General features: G+C 65.7%; 14 protein-coding genes. 12 read left to right on the top strand and 2 right to left on the bottom strand.

The window, feature by feature from the left end; genetic code table 11:
- Positions 1–62: 62 nt before the first annotated feature.
- A complete protein-coding gene (gene acs / locus QM590_RS19065; protein WP_269595972.1) occupies positions 63–2,033 on the bottom strand; it encodes an acetate--CoA ligase in 1,971 nt (656 codons plus the stop codon).
- Positions 2,034–2,477: 444 nt separating this feature from the next.
- Here acs and QM590_RS19060 point away from each other — a divergent pair, with 444 nt between their 5' ends.
- The 5 genes from QM590_RS19060 (at position 2,478) to QM590_RS19040 (ending at position 8,554) form a co-directional block, all read left to right on the top strand.
- Complete coding sequence (locus QM590_RS19060; RefSeq protein WP_269595973.1) at positions 2,478–4,100, top strand: peptide ABC transporter substrate-binding protein; 1,623 nt, start codon at positions 2,478–2,480, stop codon at positions 4,098–4,100.
- Between the two features lie 147 nt (positions 4,101–4,247).
- The gene (locus QM590_RS19055) at positions 4,248–5,171 is read left to right on the top strand and encodes an ABC transporter permease (protein ID WP_094612081.1); all 924 of its coding nucleotides are present in this window, start codon (positions 4,248–4,250) and stop codon (positions 5,169–5,171) included.
- Positions 5,164–6,102: an ABC transporter permease gene (locus QM590_RS19050; RefSeq protein ID WP_094638621.1), complete on the top strand. Its 939-nt coding sequence runs from the start codon at positions 5,164–5,166 to the stop codon at positions 6,100–6,102. Before QM590_RS19055 ends, QM590_RS19050 begins: the two co-directional genes overlap by 8 nt.
- A 1-nt stretch (position 6,103) precedes the next feature.
- Positions 6,104–7,777 (top strand): ABC transporter ATP-binding protein, encoded by a 1,674-nt coding sequence (locus tag QM590_RS19045; protein WP_094638622.1) that lies wholly within the window; start codon positions 6,104–6,106, stop codon positions 7,775–7,777.
- Between the two features lie 30 nt (positions 7,778–7,807).
- Positions 7,808–8,554, top strand: a complete 747-nt coding sequence (locus tag QM590_RS19040; RefSeq protein ID WP_094638623.1) for an oxidoreductase — start codon at positions 7,808–7,810, stop codon at positions 8,552–8,554.
- Between the two features lie 359 nt (positions 8,555–8,913).
- Here QM590_RS19040 and QM590_RS19035 read toward each other — a convergent pair whose 3' ends face one another.
- Complete coding sequence (locus QM590_RS19035) at positions 8,914–9,759, bottom strand: HAD family hydrolase (protein WP_373454860.1); 846 nt, start codon at positions 9,757–9,759, stop codon at positions 8,914–8,916.
- Between the two features lie 334 nt (positions 9,760–10,093).
- Here QM590_RS19035 and ssd point away from each other — a divergent pair, with 334 nt between their 5' ends.
- The 7 genes from ssd to QM590_RS19000 all read left to right on the top strand — a co-directional run bounded on the left by ssd (position 10,094) and on the right by QM590_RS19000 (position 14,699).
- The gene (gene ssd, locus QM590_RS19030; RefSeq protein WP_269595974.1) at positions 10,094–11,209 is read left to right on the top strand and encodes a septum site-determining protein Ssd; all 1,116 of its coding nucleotides are present in this window, start codon (positions 10,094–10,096) and stop codon (positions 11,207–11,209) included.
- Complete coding sequence (locus tag QM590_RS19025; protein WP_269595975.1) at positions 11,206–12,390, top strand: TadA family conjugal transfer-associated ATPase; 1,185 nt, start codon at positions 11,206–11,208, stop codon at positions 12,388–12,390. The genes ssd and QM590_RS19025 overlap by 4 nt, the downstream gene beginning before the upstream one ends.
- On the top strand, positions 12,387–13,166 hold the full coding sequence (locus tag QM590_RS19020; RefSeq protein ID WP_269595976.1) for a type II secretion system F family protein: 780 nt from the start codon (positions 12,387–12,389) through the stop codon (positions 13,164–13,166). Before QM590_RS19025 ends, QM590_RS19020 begins: the two co-directional genes overlap by 4 nt.
- The gene (locus QM590_RS19015; RefSeq protein ID WP_411741364.1) at positions 13,166–13,735 is read left to right on the top strand and encodes a type II secretion system F family protein; all 570 of its coding nucleotides are present in this window, start codon (positions 13,166–13,168) and stop codon (positions 13,733–13,735) included. The genes QM590_RS19020 and QM590_RS19015 overlap by 1 nt, the downstream gene beginning before the upstream one ends.
- Positions 13,736–13,798: 63 nt before the next feature.
- Positions 13,799–14,002 carry a DUF4244 domain-containing protein gene (locus tag QM590_RS19010; protein WP_068054150.1) on the top strand — a complete coding sequence of 68 codons (204 nt, stop codon included), beginning with the start codon at positions 13,799–13,801 and terminating at the stop codon, positions 14,000–14,002.
- 23 nt (positions 14,003–14,025) lie between these two features.
- The gene (locus tag QM590_RS19005) at positions 14,026–14,337 is read left to right on the top strand and encodes a TadE family type IV pilus minor pilin (protein WP_269595978.1); all 312 of its coding nucleotides are present in this window, start codon (positions 14,026–14,028) and stop codon (positions 14,335–14,337) included.
- Between the two features lie 20 nt (positions 14,338–14,357).
- On the top strand, positions 14,358–14,699 hold the full coding sequence (locus QM590_RS19000; protein ID WP_269595979.1) for an Rv3654c family TadE-like protein: 342 nt from the start codon (positions 14,358–14,360) through the stop codon (positions 14,697–14,699).
- The last annotated feature ends 152 nt before the right edge of the window (positions 14,700–14,851 follow it).

Genomic DNA, 14,851 nt, shown 5'->3' with positions numbered 1-14,851 from the left:
CGACTGCTCGTTGCGACGACCACGTGAACCCGTCTCGAGTTTCCGCTCACCTGCGCTGAGCGCTAGCGGCCCTTCTTGATCGCCTCGAACACCTTCGGGTCGACGAGGGTGGACACGTCGCCGAGTTCGCGGCCCTCGGCCACGTCGCGCAGTAGGCGACGCATGATCTTGCCGGATCGCGTCTTCGGCAGCTCGGGCACGATGGAGATCTCGCGTGGCCGGGCGATCGGTGAAATCTCCTTGGAGACCTGCGCTTTGAGTTCTGCGATCAACGCGTCGCCGGTGTTCTCCTCGCCGGCCCGAAGGATGACGAATGCGACGATGCCCTGACCGGTGGTGTCGTCGGCGGCACCGACCACCGCGGCCTCGGCGACACTGTGATGGGTGACCAGTGCCGATTCCACCTCGGACGTCGAGATGCGGTGGCCCGAGACGTTCATGACGTCGTCGACGCGGCCGAGGACCCACAGTGCGCCGTCCTCGTCGTACTTGGCACCGTCACCGGCGAAGTACCAGCCTTCTTCGGCGTAGCGGGACCAGTAGGTGTCCTTGTAGCGGTCCATATCGCCCCAGATGCCGCGCAGCATCGCCGGCCAGGGCTCGTCGAGCACGAGATATCCGTTGCCGCCGTTACCGAGTGGCTTGGCGTCGTCGTCGACGATCTTGGCGCAGATACCCGGTAGCGGGGTCATTGCGGAGCCGGGCTTGGTGGCGGTGACGCCGGGCAGTGGGGAGATCATGATCGCGCCGGTCTCGGTCTGCCACCAGGTGTCGACGATCGGTGCGGTGCCGCCGCCGACGACGTCGCGGAACCAACGCCACGCCTCGGGGTTGATCGGCTCGCCGACGGAGCCGAGCAGACGGATCGAGCTCAGGTCGTGTGCCTCGGGAATCTCCTTGCCCCACTTCATGAATGTGCGAACGAGGGTGGGGGAGGTGTAGTAGATCGAGACCTTGTACTTCTCGATGACGTTCCAATGCCGGTGCTCGTCGGGCGAATTGGGCGTGCCCTCGTAGACGACCTGGGTGGCGCGGTTCGAGAGCGGGCCGTAGACGATGTAGGAGTGTCCGGTGACCCAGCCGATGTCGGCGGTGCACCAGTAGACGTCCTTGCCTGCCTTGTGGTCGAAGACGTTGTGGTGGGTGTACGAGGTCTGCGTCAGGTAGCCGCCGGAGGTGTGGATGATGCCCTTGGGCTTACCCGTCGTACCGGAGGTGTACAGGATGAACAGGGGATGCTCGGCCGGGACGGGCTGTGCCTCATGCTCTTTCGACGCCTTGGCGACGGTCTCGTGCCACCACAGGTCGCGTCCGTCGGTCCAGGCGACGTCGGAGTCGGTGCGCTTGACGACGAGTACATGTTCGACTGACGCGGCAGCGTTCTCGAATGCACTGCCGGCGGCGCCGTCGACGGCTTCGTCGACGGTGTCCTTGATGGGGGCGGGCTTGCCGCGTCGCCACTGACCGTCGGTGGTGATGACGAGTTTGGCTTCGGCGTCGTCGATGCGTGAGCGCAGCGCGGTGGCGGAGAAGCCGGCGAAGACGACGGAGTGGGTCAGGCCGAGGCGGGCGCACGCGAGCATCGAGACGATGGCCTCGGGAATCATGGGCATGTAGATCGCGACGCGGTCGCCGGAGACGAGGCCGAGTTCGGTCAGGGTGTTGGCGGCCTGGCTGACGTCGGCGAGCAGATCGGAGTAGGTGACGTCGCGGCTGTCGCCGGGTTCGCCTTCCCAGTGGATGGCCACCTGGTCGCCGTGGCCGTCGAGGACGTGGCGGTCGACGCAGTTGTAGGCGACGTTGAGCTCGCCGTCGGCGAACCACTTGGCGACGGGGGCGTCGGACCAGTCGAGTACCTCGGTGAACGGGGTGTGCCAGTGGAGTCGGCGAGCCTGTTCGGCCCAGAAGCCGAGTCGATCGTTCTCCGCGGCGGCGTAGAGGTCGGCTCCGGCGTTGGCCTGAGCGGCGAACTCGGCCGAGGGCGCGTAGGAGGCAACCGCGGTCTCGTCGGTTCCGGAGGTACTGGTCGTCATCTCGAATAGCTCACTTTCGTCCGGTGCATTTCGCTCATGAAACTGCACTTCCGTGCCTGTCTCGAGCCCCTTGTGAGGGTAGTCACATGTGATGGCAATCGCACCGTTGCAATCGCCTGCAACCCCCTGATCTGCGGTGATCGGTAGTTTCTGCACGCTGGGCGGTAATCGGAGCCGTCGGCGTGCATCCCGGGCGACGCCGATGTCCGAACTGTGAGAAATCGACTTGCCGAAACGTTTCGATCATGTTTCCGGCTTACTGACGGGTCAGCAAAATCTGGGGGAGTTCACATGTTCGTTTCAGGATGTGTCTAAAGTCCATCCCATCAGATCGTTGGAACGGCCCACCTGCCGTGCCATGCGGTCGCCCACGAATCCCCGGGCGTCGCGCCCGAGGAACTGAGCACGGACGACCCCGTGTTCACATCTGGATGGAGGATTTTCTTGCGTATCAAACGTGCCGCGGTAGTCACCACGGCTGTGCTGATGAGTGCGAGCCTGCTCGCCGCCTGTGGCGGCGGTGGCTCGAGCTCCGGCGGTAGCGCCGACGGTATCTACAGCATCTACATCGGCGAGCCCGAGAACCCGCTGATTCCGGGCAACACCACCGAGAGCGAGGGCAGCCAGGTTCTCGAGGCGCTCTTCACTCCGTTGGTCACGTTCAACGACGAGGACAACAGCGTCGAGTACAACGGCGTTGCCGAGTCCGTCGAGTCCGAGGACAACACCACCTGGACCGTCACGCTCAAGGACGGCTGGACGTTCCACGACGGCACCCCCGTCACGGCCGAGTCCTACACCAAAGCGTGGAGCTACAACGCGTTGAGTACCAACGCTTTCGGTGCCTCCTACTTCTTCGAGAACATCGAAGGCTACGCAGACCTGCAGGGCAGCGACACCACCGAGCCCGTCGCGACCGAACTGAGCGGACTGAGCGTCGTCGACGACACGACCTTCACCGTCAAGCTCAACGGACCGTTCGCGATCTTCCCGCTCACGCTGGGATACACCGCATTCGACCCGCTGCCCGAGGCGTTCTATGCCGACCCCGACGCCTACGGCGCTCGCCCGATCGGTAACGGCCCGTTCAAGGCCGACGAGGACTTCGTTCCCGGACAGGGATTCACCGTCACCAAGTACGACGATTACGCAGGCGACAATGCGGCACAGTCCGCAGGCGTCAACTTCAAGGTCTACACCGAGGTGAGCACCGGCTACAACGACGTTCAGGGTGGCGGACTCGACGTCATGCTCGACCTCCCCGAGGACGCGTGGGCCACTGCCCGCGACACGTTCGGTGACCGGTACGGCGAGCGCGCTCGCCCGGACATCACCTCGCTCGGCTTCCCGACGTACGATCCGCGATTCCAGGATCCGAACGTGCGTAAGGCATTCTCGATGGCCATCGATCGCCAGGCCATCGCGACCGCGATCTTCACCGATACCCGCACTCCGGCAGGATCTTTCGCATCGCCCGTCGTCGACGGCTACCGCGAGGACGCCTGCGGTGCCAACTGCGAGCTCAACGCGGACGAGGCAAACCGTCTGCTCGACGAGGCCGGATTCGACCGCAGCCAGCCGGTGGATCTGTGGTTCAACGCCGGTGCGGGCCACGACTCGTGGATGACCGCCGTGGGCAACCAGTTGCGTGACAACCTGGGCGTGAACTACGCATTGCGCGGTGACCTCCAGTTCGCGCAGTACCTGCCGCTGCAGGACGCCCAGGGTATGACTGGCCCGTTCCGTTCGGGTTGGATCATGGACTACCCGTCGATCTACAACTTCCTCTCCCCGTTGTACTCGGCAGCCGCAACCCCGCCTGCAGGTAGTAACTACGTCTTCTTCAACGATCCGGCATTCGACGCCGCGCTGGCCGAAGGCAACAACGCTGCAGATATCGACGCTGCAACCGCGGACTACCAGAAGGCAGAGGACATCCTGATCGATCAGATGCCCGCTACTCCGCTGTTCTACGGCCTGAACCAGGCTGTGTGGTCCGATCGCGTCTCCGACGTCAAGATCGACAACCGAGGCAACATCATCCTCGAGGACGTCGTAGTCAGCTGACGACACACCCAGGTGGGTGGCAGCCAAGCGTGATCGGCTGTCACCCACCGGGTCTCGTTCAACCGTGGGGCGCATCCGCCCCACACCGACCTGCGCCGGCAAGACCCGAGGCGCAGGTTCGTCCCTTGTTCAAGGAGAAGACACACAGTGGGTCGCTACATCACTCGCCGATTACTGCTGACGATTCCCGTCCTGATCGGCTCCTCGTTCTTGATCTTCGCGATGGTCTACGCGCTCCCGGGTGATCCCATCCGCGCCCTCGCCGGAGATCGCCCCCTCGCCCCGGGCGTCGTTGCCCAGTTGCGAGACGAGTTCAACCTCGACGACAACCTCTTCGTGCAGTACTTCAAGTACATCGGCGGCTTCTTCCAGGGCGATTTCGGTACCGACTTCTCCGGACGCCCCGTTCTCGACACCATCGAGCGGGCACTTCCGGTCACGGTCCGATTGACCATCGTGGCCGTCGTCATCGAGACCGTCATGGGTATCGCTGCAGGCGTGCTCGCCGCCCTCAAGCGCGGATCCTTCTTCGACAACCTGGTGCTCATCTCGACGACGCTGCTGGTGTCGGTGCCGGTGTTCGTTCTCGGCTTCATCGCCCAGTTCACCCTCGGTCTCAAGTTGGGGCTCTTCCCGATCTCCGGCATCAACGACGGCTGGTCGAGTTACCTGCTCCCCGGATTAGTGCTCGCATCGCTGTCGATGGCGTACGTGGCTCGTCTGACGCGAACCTCGGTGGCCGAGTCGATGGCCGCGGATTACATCCGCACCGCGAAGTCGAAGGGAATCAGCAACCGGCGCATTATCGTTCGGCACGCGTTGCGCAACTCGCTGATTCCTGTTGTCACCTTCATCGGTGCCGACGTCGGTGGACTGCTGGGCGGCGCCATCGTGACCGAAACGGTGTTCAACCTGCCCGGGCTCGGCCGCGCCATCTACGACGGTCTCGCCCGTCAGGAAGGTGCCGTCGTCGTCGGCATCGTGACGCTCTTCGTGTTCTTCTACATCTTCTTCAACCTCGTGGTGGACGTTCTCTACGCGGTTCTCGATCCAAGGATTCGCTATGAATAAAGAAGATTCGAGCGCAGCTCAGCACGCCGCGGACGAGGGCCAGCCCGGAAACGTCGTCACCGGCGAGGCCGTCGAGCTTGTCGGTCAGGCCAGCCTGTGGGGCAACGCGTGGAAGTACCTGCGCAAGAGCCCGTTCTTCATCATCGGCACGTTCCTGCTGTTGGTGCTGTTGGTCATGGCGGTGTTCCCGCAGCTGTTCGCCCGCGGCATCGATCCGCGAGTGTGCTCGCTGTCCGATTCCGGTCAAAAACCCAGTGCAGCACACTGGTTCGGCACCGACATCCAGGGCTGCGACTACTACGCCAACGTCATCTACGGTGCGCGGATCTCGCTGTCGATCGGTGTGCTCTCGGTGATCGGCGTGCTGATCATCGGCGTCCTCATCGGTGCTCTCGCCGGGTACTTCGGCGGTGCGATCGACAGCATCCTGGCGCGCTTCACCGACGTGTTCTTCGGTATCCCGCTGCTGCTCGGTGCTCTGATCCTGCTCACCGTCACCGCCCAGCGCACCATCTTCACAGTGTCGCTGGCCCTGGTGGCCTTCGGTTGGATGACGGCGATGCGCCTGGTGCGATCGTCGGTCATCTCCATCAAGAACAGTGAGTACGTCCAGGCCGCACAGGCATTGGGAGCGTCGACCTACCGCATTCTGGTGCGACACATCCTGCCCAACGCGCTGGCCCCGGTGATCATCTACGCCACGATCTCGGTGGGTACGTTCATCGCGGCCGAGGCGACATTGACGTTCCTCGGAATCGGACTGCAAGCCCCCGAGATCTCCTGGGGCCTACAGATCAACCTCGGTCAAGCCAGGTTCCTGACGTCACCGCACCTGGTGCTGTTCCCGGCCGCGTTCCTCTCCGTCACCGTGCTGGCGTTCATCATGCTCGGCGACGCACTCCGTGACGCACTCGATCCGAAACGGAACTGACATGAGTATTCAGAAGGACACGGTTCTCAGCGTCACCGATCTGACGGTCGAGTTCGAGGTCGAGAAGGTCTGGCGCAAGGCGGTCGACACCGTCTCGTTCACGGTCGCCTCCGGTGAAGTTCTCGCCATCGTCGGTGAATCCGGATCCGGTAAGTCGACGACGGCGATGGCCGTACCAGGCCTGCTGGCCGATAATTCGCGGGTGTCCGGCAGCATCAAGCTGGGCGAGAAAGAGCTGGTCGGGCTGCCCGAGAAGCAGCTCGCACCCATCCGCGGCAAGAACGTCGCTGTAATCTTCCAGGAGCCCATGACGGCGCTCAATCCGGTGTACTCGATCGGCTGGCAGATCACCGAGGCCATCCGCGCGCACACCTCGCTGTCGAAGAAGGAAGCGAAAGCGCGGGCCGTCGAGCTGCTCAAGCTCGTCGAGATGCCGGATCCGGAGACGCGGGTCAACTTCTACCCGCACCAGCTCTCCGGTGGTCAGCGTCAGCGCGCCATGATCGCCCAGGCGCTGTCCTCGGACCCGTCGCTGCTGATCGCGGACGAGCCGACCACGGCCCTGGACGTGACGGTGCAGGCCGAGATCCTCGACCTGATGCGTGATCTCCGGAACCGCATCGACGCGTCGATCGTCCTGATCACTCACGACATGGGTGTGGTGGCCGACATGGCCGACCGCATCGCGGTGATGAAGGACGGCGTCATCGTCGAAACAGACGCTGCGCAAACCATATTCAAGAACGCGTCGCATCCGTACACGCAGCAGTTGCTCGCCTCGGTTCCACACTTGGGCAGCAGCATCGAGGCCGTGACCGCCGGGAAGATCGCCGAGCCCAGTGCCGTCGAGGAGACCCGGGCTCTGAGCATCGTCGACGGTGTCATCGAGTACCCGGGCCGCACCGTGTTTCGGGCCGTCGACGGGGTCAGCCTCGACATCGAGATGGGTGAGGTGGTCGGCCTCGTCGGTGAGTCCGGCTCGGGCAAGTCCACGATCGGCAAGGCCGTGGTGGGACTGAACAAGCTCACCGGCGGCTCGTTGTCGATCGCAGGCGTCGACATCACCAACCTGTCGAATCGCGAACTGCGTTCGGTGCGAAGCAAGGTCGGCATCGTGTTTCAGGATCCAGGTTCGTCGCTGAACCCGCGCTGGCCGATCGGACAGTCCATTGCCGAGCCGATGCTGTTGCACACCGAGCACAGTGCTGCAGACCGAAATCGAAAGGTCGAGGAACTGCTCGACCGGGTTCACCTGTCGCGGACCATGCGCAACCGCTACCCCCACCAGTTGTCCGGTGGGCAGCGTCAGCGCGTCGGTATCGCCCGGGCGCTCGCCCTGGAGCCGACGCTGCTGGTGGCCGACGAACCGACGTCCGCACTCGACGTGTCGGTGCAGGCCAAGGTGCTCGAGCTGTTCAAGGAACTGCAGCGTGAGTACGGCTTCGCGTGCCTGTTCATCAGCCACGACCTCGCGGTGGTGGAGGTACTGGCCAAGCGCATCGCGGTGCTGAACAAGGGCAAACTCGCCGAGTTCGGTACGACGGATCAGATTCTGCGTCGTCCGACCAACGAGTACACCAAGCGGTTGCTCGCGGCCGTCCCGGTGCCCGACCCGGCCGAACAGGCCAAGCGTCGCCAGGCCCGTGCCGAGCTGTTGGCGGCAGGGGCAAAGTAGGGGTGAGGGGAGGGGGTACCGTCGTCTGTCGTGACGGACCCCCTCGCCCCGCTGCTGGAATTGCCCGGAGTTGTCGACTCCGCCGAACGGGCGCGTGACGCTCTCGGCGCGGTGCATCGACACAAGGCCAACCGTCGCGGCTGGCCGGCCACAGCGGCCGAGGCCGCGGTCCGTGCGGCCCGCTCGTCCTCGTCGCTCGAGGGCGGGTCGATGGATTTCCCCCGCGAGGGCGAAGAAGGCGACCCCGTGCTCGCCGGCGCGCTTCGAGTCGCGGCAGCCCTCGATGGCGACGCCCTGCAGAACACGCTCTCGACGTGGAAGCGCGCTCCGCTGCAGACCCTGGCTCGACTCCACTTGTTGGCAGCTGCTGATCTCGTCGACGACGCCTCCGCGCTCGGTCGTCCTCGTGGTGATGCGGGGGTCGGCGAGCGACTCGACCTGCTCGCTCAGCTCGTGACCGGTGGAACCTCTGCACCCGCTCCGGTGATCGCGGCGGTGGTGCACGGTGAGTTGTTGACGCTCAAAGCTTTCGGATCGGCCGACGGCATCGTTGCGCGGGCTGCATCGAGACTGGTGGCGGCGTCGTCGGGATTCGACCCCCACAACCTCGGAGTGCCGGAAGTGAGCTGGATGCGTCGAGCAAATGCCTACCGGGACGGCGCGACCGGATTCGCCGAGGGCACGGCGACGGGCGTCGGGAGCTGGGTGATCCTGTGCTGTGGAGCCTTCGAAGCCGGTGCAGCAGAAGCGACTTCGATTGCCGAAGCCGCGGTCTAACCCACACATAAAAGGGCGGCGATGCCGACTTGCGTCGACTTCGCCGCCCGTTAGCACGGAGCGCCTGGTTACCAAGCGTGCTCAGGTGGGCTGTGATGGAAAACCACGTGGCCTCGGCGAGGGTTCGACGGTGATGAGGTCATCCCTGCAACCGGTGCAGGGTTCTTGCTGATCATCGACGAATCTCGCAGGCCCACAGCGCTTCTGCCATTAGGTGGCCGCTCCGCGTGGGTGCCTGGTGTCCGTGCTGGGAAGGGCGGTCGGGAGAGCGAATCTTCTCTTCCGATTCGTTCTTGGCCTTCCGTTCTTCCGTACGTCATTTGTACCCCGTGACGCGCCTCACATCAAGGGGTTGAGCGTCATCTTTTTCTTCGGAGCAGTCCGTAGGTGATCGCGCCGGCCGCAAGAGCGCTGAAACCTGCTGCCGCACTTGCCGCTACGGTCTTGCCGGACGGGGTCTGGATCCGTGATCGCAGCGAGACCGGGTTGGAGAACGTGAGGATCGGCCAGCCGCGGGACGCGGCTTCCTTGCGCAGCGCTCGGTCGGGGTTGACGGCCGTGGGATGCCCGACGGCGCGCAGCATCGGCACGTCGGTGATCGAGTCCGAGTACGCGTAGCTCGACGCCAAGTCGTAATCATGTTGCGCGGCTAGGGAGTTCATGGCGTCGACCTTGCCCTCGCCGTAGCAGTAGAAGTCGACTTTGCCGATGTACTTGCCGTCCACGGTCACCATCGTGGTGGCCATGCTGTGATCGGCACCCAGGAGTTCTGCGATGGGGTGCACGATCTCGTCGCCGGACGCCGACACGATCACCACATCGTGGCCGCGGAGCTTGTGGTCTGCGATCAGGTCGGCGGCTTCGGCGAACACGAGGGGGTCGACGATGTCGTGCAGGGTTTCGGCGACGACTGCTCGTACCTGTTCGACGTCCCAGCCGGCGGTCATGCTCGCGATGTGTGCGCGCATGCGCTCCATCTGGTCGTGATCGGCTCCGGAGAGCAGGAACAGGAACTGGGCGTAGCTGCTCTTGAGAACGGCGCGCCGGTTGATGAGTCCTTGGTCGAAGAACGGTCTGCTGAATGCCAACGTGCTGGACTTGGCGATGATCGTCTTGTCGAGGTCGAAGAATGCCGCGACGCGCGCTGCGCGTCGGCCGGCCGGGGCGTCGTCGGTGCTCGCGCTCTGGGTCACGTTTGTCACCATAGTGGCCGGTGGTGACCGGTGGATGTTGCGCGGCGCCACTGGCGGACTCGGTCCGAAACCGTCGAGAAAAAGCGACGGTTGAACTTGCAAACAAGGAAGTCCACGGGTGTAGTATTTGCTATGAGCCCGGTTCATTCCGGGCGGTGTTCAGCCCGACCCCCCGGGGCTGAACCAGACGACCCTCGCCTCCTCCCCCCCTGGCGAGGGTCGTCCTCTTTTCCGGGTCGGGGCAAAAACTGGTACAGCAGTACCGGTATTCATCCACAGGCCCCGATCTATCCACATTTTCCCAAGTCGCGCGCACCTCGAGCAAATTCTCACGCAGGCTTGGCGCATGGAAACGGACCTGCGCCAGCGAATCGCGCACCCGACTGTGGCGATGTCGATAGAACTTCGCGGACTCCGCGAGGACGTCTATCGAATAGCCGCGGCCGCGGATTGTGTTGTGGAAGAGCAGAACTTACTGGTCGGTATCGGTTCGGCACGGTCGATGTGGGACCGATCCGGAACAATTTTGGTCGATTTCGATTCTGCAGAGACGGCATTGGCGTCCGGATTTCCGCGACGCTCGGGCGTCATTCTGGTCACCGACGAGCAACCGACACTCGACGACTGGCGCATCGCCACATCGCTCGGTGCCGAGCATGTGATCTCCCTGCCGCAGGACGAAGACGCACTCGTGCGCATACTCGGCGAACCCGCGTCGGTGCCGTCGGGAGACGGTGGAGTGATCGCCGTGGTCGGCGCTCGCGGCGGCGCGGGCGCATCGACATTCGCTGCCGCACTCGGACTCCGCAGCAACGGCTCGGACCGACGTGCCCTCCTCGTCGAGGGTGATCGGTACGGCAGTGGCCTCGACCTGTTACTCGGCTGGGAGAACGCTCCGGGTCTGCGGTGGTCCGGCCTGGTCGTGGAAGGCGGCCGAGTCTCCGGCGACGCTCTGCACGGGGCGCTGCCTTCCCGCGGCGGGTTGTCGGTGCTGGCGCTCGGCCGATCCGAGGACCGGGGTGTCGGACTCTCGGCCGTTGCAGTGGCGGCTGTGGTCGATGCAGGACGCGCAGCGGGAGATCTGGTGGTGTGCGACGCTCCGCGCCATCCGAGCGACGTCTCCGACGCTCTGTACGCCGCGGCGGATCTGGTCGTGCTGGTACTACCGGCCGAACTGCGAGCCGTGACGTCGGCTGAGGCGGTGGCAGCGCAGGTGGTGGATCGAAACGCCAACGTCGGCCTGGTCGTTCGTGGGCCTGCGCCGGGTGGGCTGAGGGCAGACGACATCGCCGTCGCCCTCGGTCTTCCGCTGCTGACCTCGATGCGCGCCGAGCCCGCGTTGGCCGAGCGCCTCGAACGAGGAGGTCTGGTGCTGGGCCGACGGTCGCCGCTGGCCGCGGCAGCCGACGCTGTGCTCGATACGTTCGCGCACAAGCCCGGTGGTCAGCGGTGGGCGGCATGAGCGCCGTCGTCACCGCGGATCTGCTCGACCGCGTCCGTGATCGCCTGGCGGCATCGGCCGATGCTCCGGTGCCCGCGACCGTCGCCGCGGCGATTCGAGCGGAAGCAGGCGGGGTGATCGGCGACACCGATATGCTTGCGGCCCTTCGTGTTCTGCAGACCGAGCTGACCGGTGCGGGGCCGTTGGAGCCGCTGCTGTCCGAGCCCGGAGTGACCGATGTGCTGGTCACCGCACCGGATCAGGTGTGGATCGATCGTGGTCGCGGACTCGAGCGCACCGGCATCCGCTTCGCCGACGAGGCTGCCGTACGTCGTTTGGCGCAGCGGCTCGCGTTGTCGGCCGGCCGCCGCTTGGACGACGCGCAGCCCTGGGTCGACGGTCGATTGCCGGGCGTCGGGCAGGGGGCGTTCGGAGTCCGCCTGCACGCGGTGCTGGCACCGGTGGCGAGCGGAGGAACGTGTGTCTCGCTTCGGGTGCTGCGACCGGCAACTCAAGGACTCGCCGCGCTCCGTGCATCGGGAGCCGTGACCGAAGACGGGTACGAGCTGCTGCGTCGAATCGTGCTCGGCCGCCTGGCATTTCTCGTTGTCGGCGGTACCGGCGCGGGAAAAACCACACTCTTGGCCGCCCTTCTCGGAGAGGTGGATCCGGCCGAACGGATCGTCTGCGTCGAGGACGCCGCCGAGTTGGCCCCGGCACATCCGCACGTGGTCCGGCTGGTGGCCCGCGCGCCCAATGTCGAAGGCGTGGGTGAAGTATCGGTGCGGCAGCTGGTGCGTCAGGCTCTGCGAATGCGACCGGACCGGCTCGTGGTCGGTGAAGTGCGCGGGGCCGAGGTCATCGACTTGATGACGGCTCTCAATACCGGTCACGACGGCGGAGCCGGAACCATTCACGCGAACTCCCCGGCCGAGGTACCGGCCAGACTCGAAGCCCTTGCGGCACTGGGCGGAATGGGCCGAGACGCGCTGCACAGCCAACTCGCCGCTGCGGTCCAAGTGGTGTTGCACGTCCACCGAAGTTCCGACGGTACTCGACGACTACGTGAGATCGGAGTGGTCGACGTCGATCCCACCGGGCGAGTGCACATCGCGGCGGCCTGGTCGGTGACTGCCGACGCGACGCCGGGTGAAGGTCGGCTCCTCGAACTGCTCGACCGCCGTTGCGGTGACGCGCGATGACGGCGGCGGTGATGGTCCTCGCCCTCGCGGTTGCCCTGTGGCCGAGCAGTTTCCGTCGGTTGCCTGGTGAAGAACGGGCGGCTTCCTCCGCGCCGCGATGGCTGGTGCCGGCCTGCTGCGTTCTGCTTGCGGCAGGGGCGGCGTTGTGGCTCGGCGGAATCTGGGCCGTGAGCGCAGCAGCGGTGGCGGGCGGTACCGGATGGCGGCGATATCGTCGGCGACTCGAACGCGACCGGCGTGCCGACGAATTGAACTGGCTCGCAACCGGCGTCGAGGTGGTCATCGGCGAGCTACGCGTCGGATCCCATCCGGCCACGGCCAGCGCGGTCGCGGCGGACGAATGCGGCGGTATCGCGTCGACGGCACTGCGCGGTGCGGCATCGCGGTCCCGACTGGGCGGCATGGCTGCCGACGGTATCGCCTCGTCCGATTCGTTGTTGGACGCCGAGCTCGGCCGGCTGGCAGCCGCGTGGAGAGTCGCAGACGAGCACGGGCTCGCGCTCGCCGAGCTGCTCGACGCGGTCCGCGAGGACATGCTGGGACGCAGACGGTTTCGCGAACGAACCGACGCATCGCTCGCCGGTGCCCGTGCCACCGCACTGGTGCTGGCCGGTCTACCGATTCTCGGGGTCGCACTCGGCCAGCTGATGGGAGCCGATCCACTGCATATTCTGCTCGGCGGTGGGCTCGGCGGAATGCTGCTGCTCATCGGCACGGCGCTGGGCTGTGCGGGACTGCTGTGGACCGATGCGATCACCGGCAAGGTCACGACGTGATGTGGGTTGCGCTGCTGTGTCTGGCCACGGCATCGATCACGCTGCCCTCGGTCTCGGGTGGGTTGCACAGGCTGGCATCCGAGCGCCGGGCGGACACCGACACCGTCGATACGCCGACACCCGACCCGCTCGCAGTGGCCACGACCTTCGATCTGCTCGCCGCCTGTCTGCGGTCAGGCTTGCCGATATCGACCGCCGCTGCGGCAGCGGCACATTCCGCTCCGACCTCGTTCGGAGTCGCGCTCCGCAAGGCAGCCGATTTGCTCGAACTCGGTGCCGACGCCGCGACCGCATGGGACGCCGTCGCGCAGGATCCCGAGACCGAGGCTCTGGCCAGGATGGCCCGCCGATCTGCCCGGGCCGGGTCGTCCATGGCGTCGGCGATGACGGAACTCGCTGCGACACAACGAACTCGCGCCGAGGACGCGTCGGCCGCTGCGGCCGAACGTGCCGGTGTGCTGATCAGCGGGCCGTTGGGCCTGTGCTTTCTGCCTGCCTTCATCTGCCTCGGCATCATCCCCGTGGTGATCGGACTGGCGGGCAACGTACTGGGCGGCGGTCTGCTGTGACCGCCGCGCCGACAATCTTCCGTTGCGGAACTACCGCAGCGGACAACAGGGAGGGGAATCGAGATGATCGAGAACGCGCTGCAGGAGTTGAAGACTCGAATCGTTCTGTTCGGCGTGGAGGACGATGGCATGTCGACCGCGGAGTACGCGATCGGGACCATCGCGGCCGCGGCGTTCGGGGCGGTGCTGTATACGGTGGTGACCGGCGACAGCATCGTCACGGCGTTGACGGGGATCATCGATCGAGCGCTGAACACAGCCGTCTGATCCTGGCCGATGACGACGGTGCCGTGACGGTGGAGGCGGCGTTCGCGATCGCGTCCATCGTCGCGGTGATCGTGGTGTGTATCGGGGCGATCGTGTCGGTGACGATGCACATCGGCTGCGTCGATGCGGCCAGGGAGGCAGCGCGGTTGGCGGCCAGAGGGGATGCGGCCCGGGCTGTTTCGGTGGGGGAGAGGGTTGCGCCGGACGGCGCGCGAATCACGGTGACCGAGGACGGGGAGTTCTTCGTCGCGCGGGTGGAGGTGGCGAGTCCGCTGCCAGGGTTGACGTTGTCTGCTGAGGCGGTTGCTGCTGCGGAACCGGTTGCAGCGGAATGAGGCTCGCTTTCGGAAGGGCGATGCGTGATGACGAGGGTGGCGCGACGGTGTTGGCGGCGCTGGCGATGTCGGCCTTGATCGTTGTGGTGGTGATGGTGATGCACGTCGGCTCGGCGGTGGGTGCTCGTCATCAGGCGCAGTCGGCGGCGGATCTCGCGGCGCTGGCCGGGGCGGGGGCCCTCGATCGCGGAGTGGCCGATGCGTGCGAGACGGCGCGGGGTTTGGCGGGGCGAATGGGGACTCGGTTGCGGGAGTGCACGATCGACGAGTGGGACGTGATCGTGACGGTGGGGCAACCGGTGTTCCTCGGACGCTTCGGAATGTCCGACGCCATCGCCTCGGCGCGGGCGGGTCCGGGGTGAGGGTCCGCCCGCCCCCGCCCGCTGGCCCGCCCGCCCGCTCCCGGCACCTGGCGGCCGAATCCGCAAATGCGCGCGCGTTTGTCAGGTGCGCGGGAATTCGCCCCGTCTGGCCAGCGATTTCGCGAGCATTCAGCGAATGCGCGCGCGTTTGC

Origin of the sequence: Rhodococcus sp. IEGM 1372 (genome assembly GCF_030056835.1) — a bacterium.
GTDB lineage: Bacteria > Actinomycetota > Actinomycetes > Mycobacteriales > Mycobacteriaceae > Rhodococcoides.
This window is presented reverse-complemented; position numbering and strand designations above follow the sequence as displayed.

Coding starts and splice junctions, on each gene's coding strand:
- QM590_RS19000 (WP_269595979.1), top strand. CDS start 14,358: ATGCGTGATGACGAGGGTGGCGCGACGGTGTTGGCGGCGCTGGCGATG.
- acs (WP_269595972.1), bottom strand. CDS start 2,033: ATGACGACCAGTACCTCCGGAACCGACGAGACCGCGGTTGCCTCCTAC.
- QM590_RS19025 (WP_269595975.1), top strand. CDS start 11,206: ATGAGCGCCGTCGTCACCGCGGATCTGCTCGACCGCGTCCGTGATCGC.
- QM590_RS19035 (WP_373454860.1), bottom strand. CDS start 9,759: ATGGTGACAAACGTGACCCAGAGCGCGAGCACCGACGACGCCCCGGCC.
- QM590_RS19020 (WP_269595976.1), top strand. CDS start 12,387: ATGACGGCGGCGGTGATGGTCCTCGCCCTCGCGGTTGCCCTGTGGCCG.
- QM590_RS19045 (WP_094638622.1), top strand. CDS start 6,104: ATGAGTATTCAGAAGGACACGGTTCTCAGCGTCACCGATCTGACGGTC.
- QM590_RS19015 (WP_411741364.1), top strand. CDS start 13,166: ATGTGGGTTGCGCTGCTGTGTCTGGCCACGGCATCGATCACGCTGCCC.
- ssd (WP_269595974.1), top strand. CDS start 10,094: ATGGAAACGGACCTGCGCCAGCGAATCGCGCACCCGACTGTGGCGATG.
- QM590_RS19050 (WP_094638621.1), top strand. CDS start 5,164: ATGAATAAAGAAGATTCGAGCGCAGCTCAGCACGCCGCGGACGAGGGC.
- QM590_RS19010 (WP_068054150.1), top strand. CDS start 13,799: ATGATCGAGAACGCGCTGCAGGAGTTGAAGACTCGAATCGTTCTGTTC.